Source organism: Pseudomonas eucalypticola (assembly GCF_013374995.1).
GTDB classification, from domain to species: domain Bacteria; phylum Pseudomonadota; class Gammaproteobacteria; order Pseudomonadales; family Pseudomonadaceae; genus Aquipseudomonas; species Aquipseudomonas eucalypticola.
Window position 1 is genome coordinate 4,536,547 of the sequence record NZ_CP056030.1, and the last position, 17,568, is coordinate 4,554,114.

17 protein-coding genes are annotated in these 17,568 nt (G+C 64.9%); 8 read left to right on the forward strand and 9 right to left on the reverse strand.

Annotation, left to right across the window (positions count from 1 at the left end; all coding sequences use genetic code 11):
- Window position 1: 1 nt before the first annotated feature.
- Window positions 2-715 carry a 4-carboxy-4-hydroxy-2-oxoadipate aldolase/oxaloacetate decarboxylase gene (locus HWQ56_RS20095; RefSeq protein WP_158153943.1) on the reverse strand — a complete coding sequence of 238 codons (714 nt, stop codon included), beginning with the start codon at window positions 713-715 and terminating at the stop codon, window positions 2-4.
- Window positions 712-1,452, reverse strand: a complete 741-nt coding sequence (gene galB, locus HWQ56_RS20100) for a 4-oxalmesaconate hydratase (RefSeq protein ID WP_158153944.1) — start codon at window positions 1,450-1,452, stop codon at window positions 712-714. The genes HWQ56_RS20095 and galB overlap by 4 nt, the downstream gene beginning before the upstream one ends.
- A gap of 108 nt (window positions 1,453-1,560) precedes the next feature.
- On the opposite strand from galB, the gene HWQ56_RS20105 reads away from it, so the two are divergent.
- A complete protein-coding gene (locus tag HWQ56_RS20105) occupies window positions 1,561-2,772 on the forward strand; it encodes a LysR family transcriptional regulator (protein ID WP_158153945.1) in 1,212 nt (403 codons plus the stop codon).
- Here HWQ56_RS20105 and HWQ56_RS20110 read toward each other — a convergent pair.
- Window positions 2,748-4,004 carry a gallate dioxygenase gene (locus HWQ56_RS20110; RefSeq protein WP_158153946.1) on the reverse strand — a complete coding sequence of 419 codons (1,257 nt, stop codon included), beginning with the start codon at window positions 4,002-4,004 and terminating at the stop codon, window positions 2,748-2,750. The genes HWQ56_RS20105 and HWQ56_RS20110 overlap by 25 nt on opposite strands.
- Window positions 4,005-4,263: 259 nt before the next feature.
- On the opposite strand from HWQ56_RS20110, the gene HWQ56_RS20115 reads away from it, so the two are divergent.
- Entirely contained in the window at window positions 4,264-5,457 is a 1,194-nt protein-coding gene (locus tag HWQ56_RS20115; RefSeq protein ID WP_158153947.1) for an MFS transporter, read from the forward strand.
- Window positions 5,458-5,461: 4 nt separating this feature from the next.
- On the opposite strand, the gene HWQ56_RS20120 is transcribed toward HWQ56_RS20115, so the two are convergent.
- Together HWQ56_RS20120 and HWQ56_RS20125 are read right to left on the reverse strand one after the other, a co-directional pair.
- The gene (locus HWQ56_RS20120; RefSeq protein WP_176571609.1) at window positions 5,462-6,421 is read right to left on the reverse strand and encodes a quinone oxidoreductase family protein; all 960 of its coding nucleotides are present in this window, start codon (window positions 6,419-6,421) and stop codon (window positions 5,462-5,464) included.
- A 73-nt stretch (window positions 6,422-6,494) separates the two neighbouring features.
- Window positions 6,495-7,286 carry an AraC family transcriptional regulator gene (locus HWQ56_RS20125; RefSeq protein WP_158153949.1) on the reverse strand — a complete coding sequence of 264 codons (792 nt, stop codon included), beginning with the start codon at window positions 7,284-7,286 and terminating at the stop codon, window positions 6,495-6,497.
- Between the two features lie 310 nt (window positions 7,287-7,596).
- On the opposite strand from HWQ56_RS20125, the gene HWQ56_RS20130 reads away from it, so the two are divergent.
- Window positions 7,597-8,862 carry an MFS transporter gene (locus HWQ56_RS20130; RefSeq protein WP_158153972.1) on the forward strand — a complete coding sequence of 422 codons (1,266 nt, stop codon included), beginning with the start codon at window positions 7,597-7,599 and terminating at the stop codon, window positions 8,860-8,862.
- Between the two features lie 79 nt (window positions 8,863-8,941).
- Here HWQ56_RS20130 and HWQ56_RS20135 read toward each other — a convergent pair whose 3' ends face one another.
- Window positions 8,942-9,850 carry a LysR family transcriptional regulator gene (locus HWQ56_RS20135; RefSeq protein WP_176571611.1) on the reverse strand — a complete coding sequence of 303 codons (909 nt, stop codon included), beginning with the start codon at window positions 9,848-9,850 and terminating at the stop codon, window positions 8,942-8,944.
- 93 nt (window positions 9,851-9,943) lie between these two features.
- Here HWQ56_RS20135 and HWQ56_RS20140 point away from each other — a divergent pair, with 93 nt between their 5' ends.
- A complete protein-coding gene (locus HWQ56_RS20140) occupies window positions 9,944-11,122 on the forward strand; it encodes an aspartate aminotransferase family protein (RefSeq protein WP_425331912.1) in 1,179 nt (392 codons plus the stop codon).
- Here HWQ56_RS20140 and HWQ56_RS20145 read toward each other — a convergent pair.
- The gene (locus tag HWQ56_RS20145; RefSeq protein ID WP_176571613.1) at window positions 11,111-11,488 is read right to left on the reverse strand and encodes a response regulator; all 378 of its coding nucleotides are present in this window, start codon (window positions 11,486-11,488) and stop codon (window positions 11,111-11,113) included. The two genes, HWQ56_RS20140 and HWQ56_RS20145, sit on opposite strands and share 12 nt — an antisense overlap.
- A 21-nt stretch (window positions 11,489-11,509) precedes the next feature.
- Window positions 11,510-12,952: an ATPase domain-containing protein gene (locus HWQ56_RS20150; RefSeq protein WP_158153953.1), complete on the reverse strand. Its 1,443-nt coding sequence runs from the start codon at window positions 12,950-12,952 to the stop codon at window positions 11,510-11,512.
- Window positions 12,953-13,269: 317 nt separating this feature from the next.
- Here HWQ56_RS20150 and HWQ56_RS20155 point away from each other — a divergent pair, with 317 nt between their 5' ends.
- The 4 genes from HWQ56_RS20155 (at window position 13,270) to HWQ56_RS20170 (ending at window position 16,647) form a co-directional block, all read left to right on the forward strand.
- The gene (locus HWQ56_RS20155) at window positions 13,270-14,073 is read left to right on the forward strand and encodes a formate/nitrite transporter family protein (protein ID WP_158153954.1); all 804 of its coding nucleotides are present in this window, start codon (window positions 13,270-13,272) and stop codon (window positions 14,071-14,073) included.
- A gap of 92 nt (window positions 14,074-14,165) precedes the next feature.
- Window positions 14,166-14,435: a DUF3253 domain-containing protein gene (locus HWQ56_RS20160; RefSeq protein ID WP_176571614.1), complete on the forward strand. Its 270-nt coding sequence runs from the start codon at window positions 14,166-14,168 to the stop codon at window positions 14,433-14,435.
- A 131-nt stretch (window positions 14,436-14,566) separates the two neighbouring features.
- Window positions 14,567-15,868 (forward strand): MFS transporter, encoded by a 1,302-nt coding sequence (gene tcuC, locus HWQ56_RS20165; protein ID WP_158153956.1) that lies wholly within the window; start codon window positions 14,567-14,569, stop codon window positions 15,866-15,868.
- An 11-nt stretch (window positions 15,869-15,879) separates the two neighbouring features.
- Window positions 15,880-16,647 carry a substrate-binding domain-containing protein gene (locus HWQ56_RS20170; RefSeq protein WP_158153957.1) on the forward strand — a complete coding sequence of 256 codons (768 nt, stop codon included), beginning with the start codon at window positions 15,880-15,882 and terminating at the stop codon, window positions 16,645-16,647.
- Here the strand turns inward: HWQ56_RS20170 and HWQ56_RS20175 are convergent.
- Entirely contained in the window at window positions 16,641-17,549 is a 909-nt protein-coding gene (locus HWQ56_RS20175; protein ID WP_158153958.1) for a LysR family transcriptional regulator, read from the reverse strand. The genes HWQ56_RS20170 and HWQ56_RS20175 overlap by 7 nt on opposite strands.
- Between the last annotated feature and the right edge of the window lie 19 nt (window positions 17,550-17,568).

Here is a 17,568-nt window from a genome sequence, read left to right on the forward strand (position 1 = left end):
TTCAGTCCTCCAGTTCACTGACGTCGTCCACGTAGCGCAGGCCCTTCTCGGCCAGGCGTGGGCGCATGTTGTAGATGTCCAGGCCCAGCTCGCCGCTGGCCAGGCGCAGGCGCTTGCTTTCTTCGAGGTCGGCACGCTTGCGGGCGGCCTCCACTACGGTGTGCAGTTCGTCGCGGCGCACTACCACCACGCCATCGTCGTCGGCCAGCACCACGTCACCGGGGTTCACCAGTTGCCCGGCGCAGATCACCGGAATGTTCACCGAGCCCAGGGTTTCCTTGATGGTGCCCTGAGCGTGGACCGCCTTGGACCACACGTGGAAGCCCATTTCCCGCAGGGTATGGGTATCGCGCACACCCGCTTCCAGGATCAGGCCGCGCACACCACGGGCCTGCAGCGAAGTGGCCAGCAGGTCGCCGAAATAGCCATCGGTGCAGGGCGAGCTGGGGGCAACCACCAGAATATCGCCGGCCTGGGCCTGCTCGACCGCCACATGGAACATCCAGTTGTCACCAGGCGCCACCAGCACGGTGATGGCCGAGCCGCTGATGGCCACGCCTTGCTGAATGGGGCGCATGAACGGCGCCAGCAGGCCCTTGCGGCCCTGGGCTTCGTGCACGGTGGCCACGCCGTATTGGCGCAATTCGTCGATCAGGGCACTGTCGGCACGCTGGATGTTGCGCACCACGACACCGGTTTTTCCGACAAGGCTCATCCCAGATTCTCCGTCACGCGGGGGAAGATGCTCTGGTAACCCTCGGCGTAGATGATGTCTTTCTTCGAGGTGATACCAATGTTGCGCTTGGCCTGCACGCCACGCTGCAGGGCCACGCGAGTGTAGTACTCCCACAGGTGTTCCTGGCCGGCCATGCATTGAATGGCCGCGTACTTCTTGTCCCAGACCTCGGTGATGTCCAGCAGCACATCAGGCTTCCATTCGCACTGCTCGGGCTGGTGCGGTTCGAAACTGTACACCGGCGGTGCGCCGACGATCTTCTCGCCCGGCTTGTAGCCTTCGGCCTGGGCAATGATGCGCGCTTCCTGGGCCAGGTGGGTGGCCAGGGGGTGGTCGTAGTTGTACGGGTCTTTGAGCGAGTGGCTGAGAACGAACTCGGGTTGCACGCGGCGGAATACATCGGCCAGGCGGAACAGCGTGTCGGTGTCGGCGCGCATCGGGTAGTCGCCGATGTCGAAGAACTCGACGGTGGCGCCCAGCACTTCGGCGGCGGCCTCGGCTTCCTGGCGACGACCGGCCTTGACGATTTCCTCGGTCATGCCCGGGCCCTTGCGCCACATTTTCGCCGACTCGCCGCGCTCGCCGAACGACAGGCAGACGATGTGCACGTCATAGCCCTGGCGGGCGTGCAGGGCAATGGCGCCACCGGCACGCCAGACGAAGTCGGCAGAGTGAGCGCTGACCACCAGGGCGGTCTTGTTGGAAGTGGCAGACATGGTGGACTCCTGCGGGTTGGAATGGCTTTATCCTGTCACGCGGCCTTGGCGCGGAATAATGCATTCAGTTAGGCTAGGTATACTTTTTATTTATCGAGGGTACCTGCAATGCTCGACGAACTGCCTAACCTGCTGCAGGTTCGCGCCTTCGTGCGAGTGGCCGAGCACGGCAGCATTTCCCGCGCCTCAACCTTGATGTACCGGGCCCAGTCGGTGGTGACCCGGGCGATCCGCGACCTGGAAACCCGCCTCGACGTGCCGCTGTTCGAACGCCACGCCAGCGGCATGCTGTTGACCGACCAGGGCAAGCGGGTGCTGGCCCGTGCCCGCCGCACCCTGGACGAACTGGAAAGCGTGCCGGCGCTGCTGGGCAATGTCGCCGGGCATGCCGCCGAGCCCCTGTACCTGCTCAATGCCCGGCGCCTGGAACTGTTCATTGCCCTGTGCCAGACCCGCCACATGCAGACGGTGGCCAGCCTGTACGGCCTGACCCAGCCGGCCGTGAGCGCGGCGCTCAAGGTGCTGGAAGGTGGCAGCGGCTGCCTGCTGTTCGAGCGCTCGTCGCGCGGCCTGCAGCCCACCCGCGCGGCCAGCGAGATTCTCACGCCCTTGCGCCGGGCCCTCAACGAACTGCGCCACATCGATGCCGACCTCGCGGCCCTGCGCGGCTCCTTGCAAGGCACCGTCAACGTCGGCGCCCTGCCCCTGGGCCGCAGCCGCCTGTTGCCCGCCGCTATCGTTGCGCTGACCGCGGCCCACCCAGGGGTGCGGGTAGCGACCAACGAGAGCCCGTTCGAGCTGCTGGCCTCGGAACTGCGTGCCGGTGATGTGGATTTCGTCTTCGGCGCCCTGCGCCCGGCCGACTTCGCCAGTGACCTGCATGGCGAGGCGCTGTTGACCGAAGCGATGGTGCTGCTGGCCCGACGCGACCACCCCTTGCAAGGGCATCCCCTGCAACCGGACGAGCTGCAGAACATGCGCTGGGTGCTGCCCCGCGCGGGCAGCCCGGCCCGCGGCTTGCTGAACGGTCAGTTCGCCGCGTGGGGCATCGACCCGCCCCTGCCGGTGGTGGAAAGCGCTGACCTGGCGATCATTCGCGGGTTGCTGCTGGGTTCGGACATGATCGCCGCCGTATCGGCCCACCAATTGGGCCACGAGATCGACAGCGGCGAGCTGCACCCCCTGAAACTGCAACTGCCCCTCACCGAACGCCCCATCGGCCTGACCTACCGCAGCGCCGGGCTGCATGCGCCCGCGGCCCAGGCGCTGATGGAGCAGATTCGCGCGGCGGTGGCTCAGCGCTTGCCGGCCACCGAGTAGAGCACCTGCTGGTTGCGGGTTTTCTGGAAGTCTTCCAGCGACAGGCCACGGAAGGCCGCGTAGATGTGCAGGTTCGAGACGCCGGTGACCGCGCCCAGCTTCTCCAGCAGGAAGAAGATCACCCCGTACTGCAACAACCCCAGCCAGTCGCGGCGGCGGACCAGGTCGCGCTCCTCCTCGCTCAGTTGCGCCTCGTCGAACAGCGCTTCCGGGTCGGCCAGGAAGCGTTCGCGCCAGGCGGGCACGATCATCTGGTGCAGGAAGCGGTTCAGGCGGTAGCCCTTGTGGCTGCGTTCCAGGGTGAAGGGGTAGGTGCCTGGCAGGTTCTCCACGCCTTTGAGCTGATGGTCGATGTGCTCGCGGTGGCGCGCCAGCAGGTCAACAGGAACGTCGCGGGCCTGGTTTTCCAGGACGAGGGTGGCGATGCCGGTCATGGACGGCAGGTAGTAGCCCTCGTGACGCTTGACCACGTTGGCCGACAGGGCACCGCGCATGATCAACCAGGTGATCACTTCCGAGCCTTCCATACCACCCAGCTCGGCATATTCGGCCAAGGTGATTTCGGTCAGGCGTTGCGGGTCATTGACCAGCAGGTCGAGGAATTGCGCATCCCACTCGGGGTTGTTGAAGCCGCAACGCTCGCCGTGCACCTGGTGTGACACGCCGCCGGTGGCGACCACGGCAACCTTGAGGTCTTCAGGAAAGCTTTCGATGGCGCGGCGCAGGGCCTGGCCCAGCTTGTAGCAGCGGGCAGCGCTGGGAATCGGGAACTGCAGCACGCCCACATGCAGGGGCACGACCTGCACGGGCCATTCGGTGTCGAACGGCAGCAAAGCCGACATGGGCGAAAACAGGCCGTGGTCGATCGGCTTGTCGCGGAAGAACGCCATGTCGAACTCGTCAGCCATCAGGCTGCGGCCGATGTGCCGGGACAGTTCAGCGTGGCCACCGATGGCCGGCAGCGCGCGCACGCCGCCACCTTCGTCGGCCACTTCATAGCGCTCGTCCACGCCCAGGCAAAATGCCGAATAGTGGTCGAAGAAGAACGAGGTCACATGGTCATTGAAGATGTAGAACAGCACATCGGGCTTGTGCTCGTCGAGCCACGCCTTGATAGGCTCGAAGTCTTTGAAGATGGGCGCCCAGGCGGCCTCTTCCTGCTTGTTGTGGTCCACGGCAAAGCCGATGGTAGGCGTGTGGGAAACGGCGAGACCGCCAATGATGCGCGCCATGAAAACCTCTGCTCGCTGAAAGAATTCTTTTGATGAGGCAGGCTAGCGCAGGGGCAGCGCAACGTCTTCTGTGTAATGGTTAAGGAGGGGTCGTTTTTCTTTATCGCCCTGGCACGTGGCGGCGATCATGCCTGAAGCCGATGGTCATTATTAACGCGACCGCTCTGGCGCGGGGAATGGCGGGGGCTTAGCCTTGCGGCAGAAATTGAATCGGTGCGCGCCCTTCCGAGCGCCGATCCCCCGCCATGAAGAGCACACCATGACCAGCCTGAGCGACCCTACCCACCTGAACCACCCGACGATGAGCCGCGCCATGGTGGCGCTGTTCGCGTTCTGTTGCGGCGCCATCGTCGCCAACATCTACTACGCCCAGCCGATCATCGAGCTGATCGCCCCGGACATCCAGCTGTCGGCCCACGGCGCCAGCCTGATCGTCTCCCTGACACAGATCGGCTACGCCTTGGGGATTTTCTTCCTGGTGCCACTGGCTGACCTGCTAGAAAACCGCAAACTGATGCTCGGCACCACGCTGCTGGCCACCGTCAGCCTGATCGGTGCGGCGCTGAGCAGTCAACCCAGCGTATTTCTCATCGTGTCGCTGTTGATCGGCTTCAGCTCGGTGTCGGTGCAGATGCTGATTCCCTTGGCGGCGCACATGGCCAGCGAGCAGACCCGCGGCAGCGTGGTGGGCAGCATCATGGGCGGCCTGCTGGTGGGCATTCTGCTTGCGCGGCCGTTGGCGAGCGTGATCGCCGACCATTTCGGCTGGCGCGCGGTGTTCTACGTGGCCGCCGCAGTGATGGTGGCCATCACCCTGATCATGGCGCGCACCATTCCGCACCGCCAGCCGGACCACAGCGCGACCTACGGGCAGCTGCTGGCATCGCTGGGCACCCTGGTGCGCCGCCATGGCCCCCTGCGCCAGCGTTCGTTCTACCAGGCGCTGATGTTCGCCACCTTCAGCCTGTTCTGGACCGCCGTGCCCCTGGAACTGTCGCGCCAGCACGGCCTGAGCCAGAGCCAGATCGCGGTGTTCGCCCTGGTGGGTGCCATCGGCGCCATCGCCGCGCCCATCGCCGGGCGCCTGGCCGACGCCGGCCATACCCGCCGTGCCTCGCTGCTGGCCATGGTGCTGGCGCCCGTGAGCTTCACCACGGCGCTGGTTCATCCGGCCTATAGCGTGGTGGCCCTGGCGTTGACCGGGGTGCTGCTGGACTTCGCCGTGCAGATGAACATGGTGCTGGGCCAGCGCATCATCTACGGCCTTGACGCCAACAGCCGCGCACGTTTGAACGCGCTGTACGTGACCAGCATCTTCGTCGGCGGCGCGGTGGGTTCGGCGATGGCCAGCAGCGTGTATGAAGCCGGTGGCTGGGGGCTGGTGATGAAGGTCGGCAGCGCCATTCCGCTGGTGGCGCTGGTGGCGTTCCTGTTCAATTCCCGCAAGCCCTAGCCGGTCAGGGCAGGAGGATGACCTTCTGGCTGCTGCCGCCATTGACTGCCGCATAGGCCGCCAGGCCTTCGGTAAGCGGCACCTCCAGCAGGTCAGTGGGCAACGGCAGCTGGCCGTTGTCGAAATAACCGCCAAACTGCTCCAGCATGCGCGCACAGGCGGCACAGTCGTACAGCAGGCTGTTGACGCCCACCAGCGAGCCACCCTTGCGGTACAGGCCCAAGGCCGAGAACTCCACCAGGCCGTTGACCGGCGCGGCGATGATGGCGATGCGGCCGAACGTGGCCAGCGCCACCACTGCGGCGGGCAACCAGAAGCCTGTGGTGTCGAAGATGACTTCGGCGCCGCCCGTGAATACGTCGTTCACCTGCGAGGCCAGGGTGTCGGCGTGCTCCAGCAGAACCACCGGGTAACCCTGCGCTCGCAGGGTCGCGGCCTGCTCCGGGCGGCGTACCGCGGCCAGTACCTCGGCGCCGCGGATCCGGGCCAGGGCCAACGCCGCGGAACCCACCGCGCCGTTGGCGCCCAGCACCAGGAACCGCGTGCCCTGCCCCACCTGGCAGCGCTCCACCGCGTCCCAGGCCGTGGTGTACGGCACCCCCAGGCTGGCCGCCTGGGTGAAGCTCAACTGGCCGGGCTTGAGCGCTACGCCATCGGCGGGCACGGTCAGGTACTGGGCGTGGCTGCCGTCATGCGCGAAACCCAGGTCGCTGCCGGTGCCCCATACCGCTTGCCCCAGCAACCGCTCCGGACCGGCGACCACCACGCCGGCGAAATCGCGGCCCGGCACCCTGGGCAGGGTGGTGTAGGGAAAGCGGCCCAGTACATTCTTCACGTCGCTGGGGTTCAGGCCCGCGGCGCGAACCTCGACCAGTACGTGGCCCTCGGGTGCCACCGGGGTGGGCAAGTCAGCGACTTCAAGGTGGGCGAGGTCGCCGGTGTGCTTGAACTGCAGTGCTTTCATGGGGGTACCCCTTCAATGGATGCGCCGGCAGTGTATGGTCGGCGTCGCGCGGGTATCGGCCAAGTGCTTCGGTTTATCGGCCAACCGAGGGTGTCAGCGCAGGGATAGGAAAACGCGATGGCGCCACGCCCAGGGCGCGCTTGAACATGTCGCTGAAGCTACTGGGTGAATAGCCCATGGCCCGGGCGATGGTGCTGACCGGCACGCCCTGGATCAATTCGGCGACCGCGGTGGCCACTTGCACCTGGCGCCGCCATTCGGCGAAGCCCATGCCCAGGTGAGCCTGAAACAACCGCGCCAGGGTGCGCACGCTGGCACCGGCCAGGGCGGCGTGCTGTTCGAATGACACCGCCAGCGACGGTTGCGCCATGACGGCCTGGCACAGGTTCATCAAGCGCCGATCCGGACTATTGGGCAGCGGCACCCGCAAGGTGCTGCGGCGCGCCTTGTGCAACTCCAGCACCGCCAATTGCGCCAGCGCCTGATAGTACTCACCGCGGCTGTCGCGGCCCTGCTCTACCAGGGTCAGCATCAGTTCACGCAGCAGCCCGCCCACTTCCAGTACCTGCACACGGGGGTCCAGGGTGGCGGCGATGGCTGGGCGCAGGTAGATATTGCGCATTTGCAGGTCGGTGACCACGCGAATGCCATGGGGCACGTCCGGGGGTAACCAGACGGCACGCTGGGGTGGCACCATCAGCGCCTCGGACGGCGTTTCCACCCACATGACCCCGCTGGCCGCATACAGCACCTGGCCCCAGGCATGCTGGTGGGGCTCCACGAACAACCCGCGTGGGTAGGTACGTGCCAGCGGCTGCACGGGGATGTCGAGGTCGCTGAGGTCGGGTGGGGCGGCAAGGGCCATGGCGGGGCGTGACAGTCGGGGAAAAAGTGCACAGGGTAACCAGCCCTGCGCATGAAGGCCACTAGCACTTAGCCGGGTGGTCGGCAGGATGAAAAATTCTTAACCTTTGCCGCCATGGCGTGCGGCAGCGCGCCGCAGACGACTTTAGCGACCGATCATCGAACTAGTTCGTACATTTTGCCTTGACCCTGCGTCGACGCTTCAATAGCCTGCGGGCAACAACTACAAAGACGAGAATCACCCCATGCCTGACAATCAATCGGGCGCAGTGACGATCCCCACCGTGCCTCGTTCCGCTGCTGCCTCTGCCGTGCGTCCCAGCCGTGCCCGCTTCGTCATTCTGACGCTGCTGGCGGTCGGTACCATCATCAACTACCTGGACCGCAGCATCCTCGGCATCGCCGCGCCCACCATGACCACCGAACTGGGCATCGACCCCGCGCTGATGGGCGTGATGTTCTCTGCCTTCGCCTGGAGCTACGTGCTGGCCCAAGTACCGGGCGGTGCTCTGCTCGACCGTTTCGGCAGCGGCAAGACCTACTTCGTTGCCGCCAGCGCCTGGTCGCTGACCACCTTGCTGCACGGCCTGGTCTCCGGCTTCACCTCGCTGATCGGCCTGCGCCTGTTGCTCGGCGTCAGCGAAGCCACCTGCTTTCCCACCAACAGCCGCGTGGTCGCCACCTGGTTCCCCCAGCAGGAACGGGCCCGGGCCACCAGTATCTACACCGTGGGCGAGTACATCGGCCTGGCCTTTCTCAGCCCGCTGCTGTTCATGCTGCTGGCCCATTACGGCTGGCGCTCGCTGTTCGTGCTGGTGGGCGTGATCGGCCTGTTGTTCGCGCTGGTGTGGAAGCTTCGCTACCGCGAGCCCCATGAGTGCACCCGCGTCAATGCCGCTGAGCTGGCGTATATCGAAGCCGGTGGTGGCCTGGCGCCGAAGGACGAGAAGAAAACCCCGTTTTCCTGGAAAAGCCTGCGCCAGCTGCTGGGCTTCCGGCAGATCTGGGGCGCCTGCCTGGGCCAGTTCGCGGGCAACGCTACGCTGGTGTTCTTCCTGACCTGGTTCCCCACCTACCTGTCCACCGAGCGGCACATGGGCTGGATGAAGATGGGCTTCTTCGCGGTGCTGCCCTTCATCGCGGCGGGCTGCGGGGTGATGCTGGGCGGCTGGTTCTCCGACCGCCTCATTCAGCGCACCGGCAACGCCAGCCTGGGGCGCAAGCTGCCGATCATCGCGGGCTTGCTGATGGCCAGTTGCATCGTCGCGGCGAACTTCGTGGAAAGCGACCAGGCGGTGATCGCCATCCTGTCCATCGCCTTCTTTGGCCAAGGCATGGTTGGCCTGGGGTGGACGGTGATCTCCGACATCGCACCGAAGAAGCTCATCGGTCTGACGGCGGGCGTGTTCAACCTAGTCACCGGCATGGCCGGCATCATCACGCCGCTGGTGATTGGCTTCATCGTGTCCAGCACCGGTTCGTTCACCGGCGCCCTGTGGTTCATCGGCGCAGTGGCTCTGGCAGGCGCTTTGGCGTACCTGTTGCTGCTGGGCGACGTCAAACGCCTGGAGGTCTGACCATTAGCCGGACTGCCGCGTCGGGGTCAAGCGGTGTGCGGGGAACGCCGCGGCGGCCAGGACGCGGCCAGGTCCGCTGCTACAGGTCCTTTGCCATTGCGCCGACCACGAACGCCACGAAGCTGCGCAGTTTGGGCGAGCGGTAACGCTCCTGGGGGTAGACCAGGTGCATCGGGCGCACCGGCAAATGCCAGTCGGGCAGCAGCGGCACCAGCCGCCCGCTGGCCAGCTCCTCGCGCACCAGGGCATCGGGCAACATCGCGATGCCCAACCCCGATAGCGCCGCGCGCTTGAGCGCCGGGGCGCTGTTGACCGCGATGCGACCGCTGACCTCCACACTCACCTCACCTTCCGGCCCGCTGAGGCGCCAGTGCTTTTGCGTCCACCGCCACTCGGTGCCTGCGGGGTAAGCGAACGCCAGGCAATCGTGCTCGGCCAACGCTTGCACATCGACAGGCGCGCCCCGCCCTGCCAGGTAAGCTGGCGCAGCGCAGAGCGTCAGCCCATAGTCCTGCAACGGCCGGGCGATCAGGCTGGAGTTTTCCAGGGTGCCCAGGCGGATCGCCGCATCGAAGCCCTCTTCCACCAGGTCGACCAGGCGGTCCGTGAGGACCACGTCGAGCTTCACTGCCGGGTTCTCGTTCAGGTAATCGGCCAGGCAAGGCATCAGGCATTCGGCACCGAAGGTCGGTGGCGCGCTGATGCGCAAGGTACCGTGGGGCACGGCCTGCACTTCCTCGGCCAACTGCTCGGCGGCGCTGACCTGGCCCAGAATATCCAGGCAGCGTTGGTAGTAGGCGCTGCCGAACTCGGTCAGGCTCTGGCGGCGGGTGGTACGGCGCAACAGGCTCACCCCCAGGCGCTGCTCCAGCGCACGCAAGTGGTTGCCCACCATGGTAGTGGACATGCCACAGGCATCGGCGGCGGCGGTCATGCTGCCACCTTCCACTACCTGGACGAATACACCCATGGCCTGGAACAGGTCCATTATCCACTCCTGCTTGAAAGTCCTTTCAGTGTAGGGCCATTTATCACGCCTTGCTGGATAAAGATACTGGCACCCTTCCCCTGCAAGGACACGATGCCCATGACCGCCCTGATGAACAATTACCAACCCCTGCCCATCAGCTTCGAGCGCGGGCAAGGCTGCCGCCTCTGGGACAGCGAGGGCCGTGAATACCTCGATGCCCTGGCCGGGGTGGCCGTGACCTCGGTAGGCCACAGCCACCCCCGAATCGTCGACGCCATTCGCGACCAGGCCGGCTTGCTGCTGCACTGCTCCAACCTCTACCGCATCGATTGGCAGGCGCGGCTGGCGCAACGCTTGACCGACCTGGCCGGCATGGCGCGTGCGTTCTTCTGCAATTCGGGGGCCGAGGCCAATGAAGCGGCACTGAAGCTGGCCCGTCTGCACGCCACGGCCAAGGGTATCCGCCAGCCGTTGGTGGTGGTGATGGAAAACAGTTTCCACGGCCGCACCTTCGCCACCCTGTCGGCCAGCGACAGCCCCACCTGCCAGGCCGGCTTCGCGCCCTTGGTCGAAGGTTTCGTCAGCGTGCCGTTCGGTGACGTGCTGGCCCTTGAAGCCGTGGCCCAGCGGTATGGGCAACGCATTGCCGCGGTGCTGGTCGAGCCGGTGCAGGGCGAAAGCGGGGTGCAGGTGGCGCCCAGCGGCTACCTGAAGGCTTTGCGCCAGATCTGCGACGCACAGCAGTGGCTGTTGATGCTCGACGAGATCCAGACCGGGCTCTGCCGTACCGGCCGCTGGTTCGCCGGCCAGCATGAAGGCGTAGTGCCCGACGTGATGACCCTGGCCAAGGCCCTGGGCAACGGCGTGCCCATCGGCGCCTGCCTGGCCACGGGGGCCGCAGCCGACCTGTTCGGCCCTGGCAGCCACGGCAGCACGTTCGGCGGCAACCCGCTGGCCTGCCGGGTAGCGTGCACGGTGCTGGACATCATGGAGCAGGAGAACCTGGCCGCCAACGCCGCGCACCAAGGCAGGTTGCTGCTCAATACGTTGCGCAGCGCCCTGACAGGCCATCCGGGAGTAGCGGCAGTGCGTGGCCACGGCCTGATGGTGGGCATCGAACTGCACCAGCCCGCGCCCCACCTGGCCAAGCTGGCGGCCCTCGAGCATGGCCTGTTGATCAACGTGGCCCGCGGCCGGACGATTCGCCTGCTACCGCCGTTGACCCTGGGTGATGATGACCGTGCAGTGATCGTCGAGCGCCTGATGGCCCTGCTGCAATCAGTGGGGTGAATTGTCCGGCGGACCGATCAGCTCACGCACCTTGGCGATCACTTTCATGATCTCGAACGGCTTGTCGAACACCGCGGCGAACAGCTCGGGCGTGGCGCGCCCGATGCTGCCTTGGGCACCACTCATCAACAGGATCGGCAAATGCTTGTGCAGCGGATGCTCGCGGATCTTGCGGGCCATTTCCAGACCGTCCATCACCGGCATCATGAAATCCGTGATGACCAGCGCCGGGCGCTCGCGCTCAAGGACTTCCAAGCCCTTGCGCCCGTTCGCAGCCTTGACGACCTCATAGCCCTCATCCTCGAACGCCAGTTCAAGGATGTTGGCAATCATGAATTCGTCGTCGACGATCAGGATGGTGCTCATGTCAACTCGATCCGGGCGTCTTCAAGGCTTGCTGACCGCCGAGGCGCTTCCGGATAACACTGCCTCTGCATTCTTGAAGGCCTTTTTCAGATCGATACCGCGCTCGTCGATGACCAGCTCCAGCAGTGAAGGGTCATAGACACTGTCCCTTACTTTGAGAATGGACAGCAGGCGTTTAAGTTCAGCTTCATATTCCACGAAGCGCAGCAGGAAGATGTTGTCGACGATGCTCGACAGGTCCGGTGTCGGCGAGGTGACTTCCGGCCCGAACAGGCCACGGATCTCCCAGGTCACGAAGACCGTGACCCCACGGGCACGCAATTCGCCCATCAGGGCACTGAAGAATTCCGTCAGGCGTGCGGGACTGGTGGCGCAGCGGGTCATGCCGCCCAGGCTGTCGATGAGCACGCGCTTGATCTTGAACTGGTCGATCTGCTTGAGCAGGCGCGCGCCGAGACAGTCCACCAGGCCTTCGGTGGTGGGCTGCCAGGACACGAACAGCGCGCCGGCGTCTTGCATGGCCTTGAAGTCATAACCCAAGGCCTGGGCCTTGATTTGCAGGCGCTGGGGCGTTTCATAGAAACCGAAATGCAAGGCCGGCTCAGCCGCGCTGCCTGCCGCCAGGAAGTGAATGCCCAGTGACGTCTTGCCGATGCCTGATGGCCCCATCGCCAGGGTCACCGAGGAGCGAGGCAGGCCACCGCCGATCAGCTTGTCCAGCGCCGGCACACCACTGGGCAGGCGCGTCAGGTCGGCGCTGTCCGGGCGTGACGGGTGGCTGTAGAGGCTTTCCATGCGCGGGTACACCACCAGCCCGTCGTCGGTGATCTCGCATTCATGCAGGCCCGACAGCGCACCGCTGCCGCGGGTCTTGCGCAATTGGATGCGACGAATGGAACGGGTGCCGAACAGCTCTTCACCCATTTCGATGACGCCATCGACCATGGTGTGTTCCGGGCTGCCATCGTCGAGCCTGGAACTGGTCAGGAACAACACGGTGCAGCCGGCGAAAGCGGCGTGGCCTTGCAGTTCCGAGATGAATTTTTTCGTGTCGATCTGCGATTCGGCCTTGGAGCGCGCATTGAGCAGGCCGTCGACGATCAGCACGGTGGCTTTCTGCCGGCTGATCTCGCGGCGCAGCAATTTCACCACTTCGTCCAGGCCTTCGTTCTCCAGGGTATCGAAAGCACTGACGAACTGGATTTCGTTGCCAATGCGCGAGGCATCGAAAAAGCTCAGGGTCGAAAGATACTGAAAGAGGCGCTCGTGGGATTCGGCCAGCAACGTCGCCACCAACACCCGCCCGCCATTGCGCACGTGGTTGAAGCCCAGCTGGTTGGCCAGGATGGTCTTGCCCGAACCTGGTCGCCCCTGGACGATGTAGGACGAGCCCGCGACCAGCCCGCCCTTCAACAGAAGGTCGAGCCCTTCAATACCGCTTTCAAGGCGTTTTAGCTGTTCCAAGTTCCGGCCTGCCTTTGTAAATAATCGCCGAGATGGACCGATCCATGTACGGAACGGTTAATCTCTTGAAGAATAAGGGATTCTATACCCGTTTGGGCAGCATACCCTAGCCATCGGAAAGTTTATTGCAGCATCGCTCACGGGTCAGGCCCTGTGGCCATCGACCTGGTCAATCGCGCTATCGAAACAAGCGATTAGACGTGCAGGCCATGAGCCATTAGCTTTTGCGGCAATCAATGTCGCAAAACGTCGCAGGGCCAGGATGGCGAAAAGCGGGATACGCGCATCCTTTCCACCTGGTTCACGAGTCTGCTTCCATGTCTTTGAATACCCCGCAACAGATCGCTGAAATGGCCATCGAAACCGGTACCCGCAAAGCCCAGGCGCCCTTGCCTGCGGTCATGGTACTGGGGTTTCTGGCCGGCGCCTTCATCGCCCTGGGCTTTCTGCTCGACATTCACGTCAGCACCATGATCCCCGGCCCATGGTCGTCGCTGGGCAACCTGCTGGGGGCGGCGGTGTTTCCCCTGGGCCTGATCCTGGTGGTCTTGGGCGGCGGCGAGTTGCTGACTGGCAACATGATGACCCTGCCCATGGCCCTGTTCAGCGGAACGATATCCCTGGCGGCACTGCTGCGCAACTGGTTGCTGGTGACCCTGGCGAACCTGGCCGGCGCGCTGTTCGTGGCCTACTGCTTCGGCCACCTGCTGGGGCTGACCGAAGGCCCGTTCCTGGCCAAGACGCTGGCCATCGCCAACGCCAAGGCCAGTGCCGACTTCCTGCACGCCTTCGTGTCGGGTATCGGCTGCAACTGGATGGTCTGCCTGGCGGTATGGCTGTCCTATGCGAGCAAGGAAGTGACCGGCAAGATCCTGGGCATGTGGTTTCCGGTCATGGGCTTCGTGGCCATCGGCTTCCAGCACGTGGTGGCGAACATGTTCGTGATTCCGGCGGCGATCTTCGCCGGCGCACTGGACTGGGGCGTTTTCGCCGACAACCTCGTCGCGGTGTTCCTGGGCAATGCGGTAGGCGGTGCGGTGTTCGTGGGCCTGGCCTACTTCGTGGCCTTCGCCAAGCCAGCCCGGGTGCCCCAGGCCAGCCCCGTCGAAGCGCAACGCTGAACCATTGCACTGCGCAGCCACGCCCTGCACGAAAACCTGACGCCGGGCGCCGGCTCTGCTACAAAGGCATTTTGTGACTGCCCAGTACTGCCATGACCATCGACGACAGCCTGATCACCCGTGCCATTTTCGCCCTGCTCGCTCAACGCGCCCCCGAGGAGTCGATCTGCCCCAGCGACGTGGCTCGGGTGCTGGCCGCCGACGAGGCGCTGTGGCGCAGCCTGATGCCGGATATCCGGCGGGTCGCGTCGTGCCTGGCCCAGGCTGACGTTTTGCGCATCACTCAAGGCGAGCTCACGTTGCCGCCCGACCGCATCGGCAGCGGGCCGATCCGTCTGCGCCGCGGCCGCCTGATGCGCTGACTGATAACAGTTGCGCATCAATCCATCAGAAATATGCAGTTATCATTTCAAAATATTTCCGCGACCATCGTCCCCCTACAAAAAACCCATGTGCCCCGTTGCACGTGTCATAAAAATGATGGGAGATGCACATGCAGTCCTCACCCCAGGGCGCGACCGCGTCCGCTCGCGCCAAAGCCGGCGCGGTATTCCGTGTTACCTCCGGCAACTTCCTGGAACAGTTCGATTTCTTTCTGTTCGGGTTCTATGCCACGCATATCGCCGCCGCCTTTTTTCCTGCCAGCAGCGAATTCGCCTCCCTGATGATGACCTTCGCCGTGTTCGGCGCCGGCTTCCTGATGCGCCCGCTGGGCGCGGTGATTCTGGGCGCCTACATCGACGACGTGGGCCGGCGCAAAGGCCTGATCGTGACGCTGTCGATCATGGCCAGCGGGACCATCCTCATCGTCCTGGTGCCCGGTTACGACACCATTGGCCTGCTCGCCCCCGCCCTGGTACTGCTGGGCCGACTGTTGCAGGGCTTTTCGGCGGGTGCCGAGCTGGGCGGGGTCTCGGTGTACCTGGCGGAAATGGCCAGTCCCGGCAAGAAAGGCTTCTACACCAGTTGGCAGTCGGCCAGCCAGCAGGTGGCCATCGTCGTCGCCGCAGCGCTGGGCTATGCCCTGAACCAATGGATGAGCGGTGACGACATCGCTGCCTGGGGCTGGCGCATTCCGTTCGCGGTGGGCTGCATGATCGTGCCGTTCATTTTCCTGCTGCGCCGCAAGCTTGAAGAAACCCAGGAGTTCAGTACCCGCCGCCACCGCCCGACCATGCGTGAGGTGTACAACACCCTGATCGCGAACTGGACCATCGTGGTGGCCGGCATGCTGATGGTGGCCATGACCACCACCGCGTTCTACCTGATCACCGTGTACGCGCCCACCTTCGGCAAGAGCGTGCTGAACCTGAGCACTGCCGACGCGCTGATGGTGACCCTGCTGGTCGGGGTGTCCAACTTCATCTGGTTGCCTATCGGCGGCGCCTTGTCGGACCGCATCGGGCGCAAGCCCATGCTGGTGGCCATGACAGTGTTGGCGATCGCCACCTCGTACCCGGCGCTGTCGTTCCTGGCCCAGGCGCCGAGTTTCGCGCACATGCTCGAAACCCTGTTGTGGCTGTCGTTCCTGTACGGCATGTACAACGGCGCGATGATCCCGGCGCTGACCGAAATCATGCCCGTGGAAGTGCGCGTGGCCGGTTTCTCCCTCGCCTACAGCCTGGCGACCGCGGTATTCGGCGGTTTCACCCCAGCCATCTCCACCGCGCTGATCCATAGCAGTGGCGACAAGGCCGCCCCAGGCTATTGGATGAGCTTCGCGGCCCTGTGCGCGTTGTGCGCCACCTTGTACCTGTACCGGCGCGGCAGCGCCCAGCTGCGTGCCGCGGTATGAGGGGGCATGCCATGAAACGATTGTTCACGACCCTGGCGGCCATGACGCTGGCCGCCTGCAGCCTGGCCCAGGCGGCCGAACTGAAGGTGATGACCTCGGGCGGTTTCACTGCCGCCTATAAGGTGTTGGGGCCGCAGTTCGCTGCTCAGCATGGCGACACCTTGCAGACCATTCTGGGGCCGTCCATGGGCAAGGCGCCCGAGGCCATCCCCAACCGCCTGGCGCGGGGCGAGCAGGCGGACGTAGTGATCATGGTCGGCTACGCCCTGGACGACTTGATCAAGCAAGGCAAAGTAGTGCCAGACTCCCGGGTGGAACTGGCGGACTCGCGCATCGGCCTGGTGGTGAAGGCCGGCGAGCCGAAGCCGGATATCAGCAGTGTCGACGCCTTGAAACAGGCGCTGCTCAACGCCCGCTCGGTAGGGTATTCCGACAGCGCCAGCGGCGTGTATGTGCAGGACCAGTTGTTCAAGCGCCTGGGGATCGAAGCCCAGCTCAAGCCCAAGGCGAAGATGATCGAGCGCATTCCCGTGGCCGGTGAAGTCGCCAAGGGCGAGCCGCAGGTGGGCCTGCAACAGGTCAGCGAACTGTTGCCTATCGCCGGCGTGAGCTACGTGGGCAAGATCCCCGAGCCGGTACAGTCGGTCACCCGTTTCGCCGCCGGCATCCCCGTGGGCGCCCCCCACCCGCAGGAAGCCAAGGCGTTGCTGGACTATCTGGCGTCCCCGCAGGCGCAATCCGTGGTCACCGGTACCGGGCTGGACTCAGTGCCTCACTGATCGGCGAGCGGTTTGCGCAGTTCGCGAATCAGCTCTTCCAGTTCCAGCGCCGCCGGAGTCAGGGCCCTGCCCCGGCGGCGAATCAGCCCGACGCTGCGCTGCACCGCCGGTTCCACCAACGGGATGCTGGTCATCCACTGGTGCTCGCCCAGGGGCAGCGCCATGGACGGCACCGCGGCGATCCCCAGGCCCGCCTCCACCAGCCCCAGCATGGTCGTCACATGGCGTGTCTCGCAGATGCTCGGCCGTGCCGGGCGCACATGCAGCAGCGCCTGGTCCAGGACGAAACGGTTGCCCGAGGTCTTGTCCACCGAGATGTAGTCCTGGTCGAAGTACTCGGCCCAGGTCAACTGTTTGCGCGCTGCCAGCGGATGGTCGCGACGGCACGCGGCCACGTAGTGCTCCTGTATCAACAGTTCGAACTCAAGCTCCGGTGGCAGGTTGCCAGTGAAGCTCAGGCCCAAGTCCGCCTCGCCGCTGAGCACCGCTTCCTGCACCGTGTTGGCGCTGGCATCCAGCACCTTCACGCGGATACGCGGGTACAGCTTGTGGTAGCGGGCGACCACCGTGGGCATGAAGTAATAGGCCGCCGACGGCACGCAGGCCACCGTCACGTTACCCAGGCGCGTGGAGGCCACTTCGCTGATCCCCAGCAACGCGATGTCCAAGTCGTTGAGCAGTCGCTCGGCACTGGGGGCGAAGGCACGGCCGACCATGGTCAGGCTGACCCGGCGGGTGGTGCGGTCGAACAGGCGCACGTTCAGCGCGCCTTCCAGCTTCTCGATCCGCCGGCTCAAGGCTGGCTGGGAAATGCTGATGGCTTCGGCAGCCTTGCGAAAACTGCCTTTCTCTACCACGGCGCGGAAAGCCTGCAAGTCGTTCAGGTCGAAGTTGATGCTCATCCCGGTCACTCATACCGAC

Bases quoted from the DNA above. Each gene is read 5' to 3' on its own strand.
- HWQ56_RS20145 (WP_176571613.1), bottom strand. From the start codon at position 11,488: ATGAGCACCATCCTGATCGTCGACGACGAATTCATGATTGCCAACATC.
- HWQ56_RS20140 (WP_425331912.1), top strand. From the start codon at position 9,944: ATGCCCATGACCGCCCTGATGAACAATTACCAACCCCTGCCCATCAGC.
- HWQ56_RS20170 (WP_158153957.1), top strand. From the start codon at position 15,880: ATGAAACGATTGTTCACGACCCTGGCGGCCATGACGCTGGCCGCCTGC.
- tcuC (WP_158153956.1), top strand. From the start codon at position 14,567: ATGCAGTCCTCACCCCAGGGCGCGACCGCGTCCGCTCGCGCCAAAGCC.
- HWQ56_RS20110 (WP_158153946.1), bottom strand. From the start codon at position 4,004: ATGGCGCGCATCATTGGCGGTCTCGCCGTTTCCCACACGCCTACCATC.
- HWQ56_RS20115 (WP_158153947.1), top strand. From the start codon at position 4,264: ATGACCAGCCTGAGCGACCCTACCCACCTGAACCACCCGACGATGAGC.
- HWQ56_RS20135 (WP_176571611.1), bottom strand. From the start codon at position 9,850: ATGGACCTGTTCCAGGCCATGGGTGTATTCGTCCAGGTAGTGGAAGGT.
- galB (WP_158153944.1), bottom strand. From the start codon at position 1,452: ATGTCTGCCACTTCCAACAAGACCGCCCTGGTGGTCAGCGCTCACTCT.
- HWQ56_RS20095 (WP_158153943.1), bottom strand. From the start codon at position 715: ATGAGCCTTGTCGGAAAAACCGGTGTCGTGGTGCGCAACATCCAGCGT.
- HWQ56_RS20175 (WP_158153958.1), bottom strand. From the start codon at position 17,549: ATGAGCATCAACTTCGACCTGAACGACTTGCAGGCTTTCCGCGCCGTG.
- HWQ56_RS20120 (WP_176571609.1), bottom strand. From the start codon at position 6,421: ATGAAAGCACTGCAGTTCAAGCACACCGGCGACCTCGCCCACCTTGAA.
- HWQ56_RS20105 (WP_158153945.1), top strand. From the start codon at position 1,561: ATGCTCGACGAACTGCCTAACCTGCTGCAGGTTCGCGCCTTCGTGCGA.
- HWQ56_RS20125 (WP_158153949.1), bottom strand. From the start codon at position 7,286: ATGGCCCTTGCCGCCCCACCCGACCTCAGCGACCTCGACATCCCCGTG.
- HWQ56_RS20160 (WP_176571614.1), top strand. From the start codon at position 14,166: ATGACCATCGACGACAGCCTGATCACCCGTGCCATTTTCGCCCTGCTC.
- HWQ56_RS20155 (WP_158153954.1), top strand. From the start codon at position 13,270: ATGTCTTTGAATACCCCGCAACAGATCGCTGAAATGGCCATCGAAACC.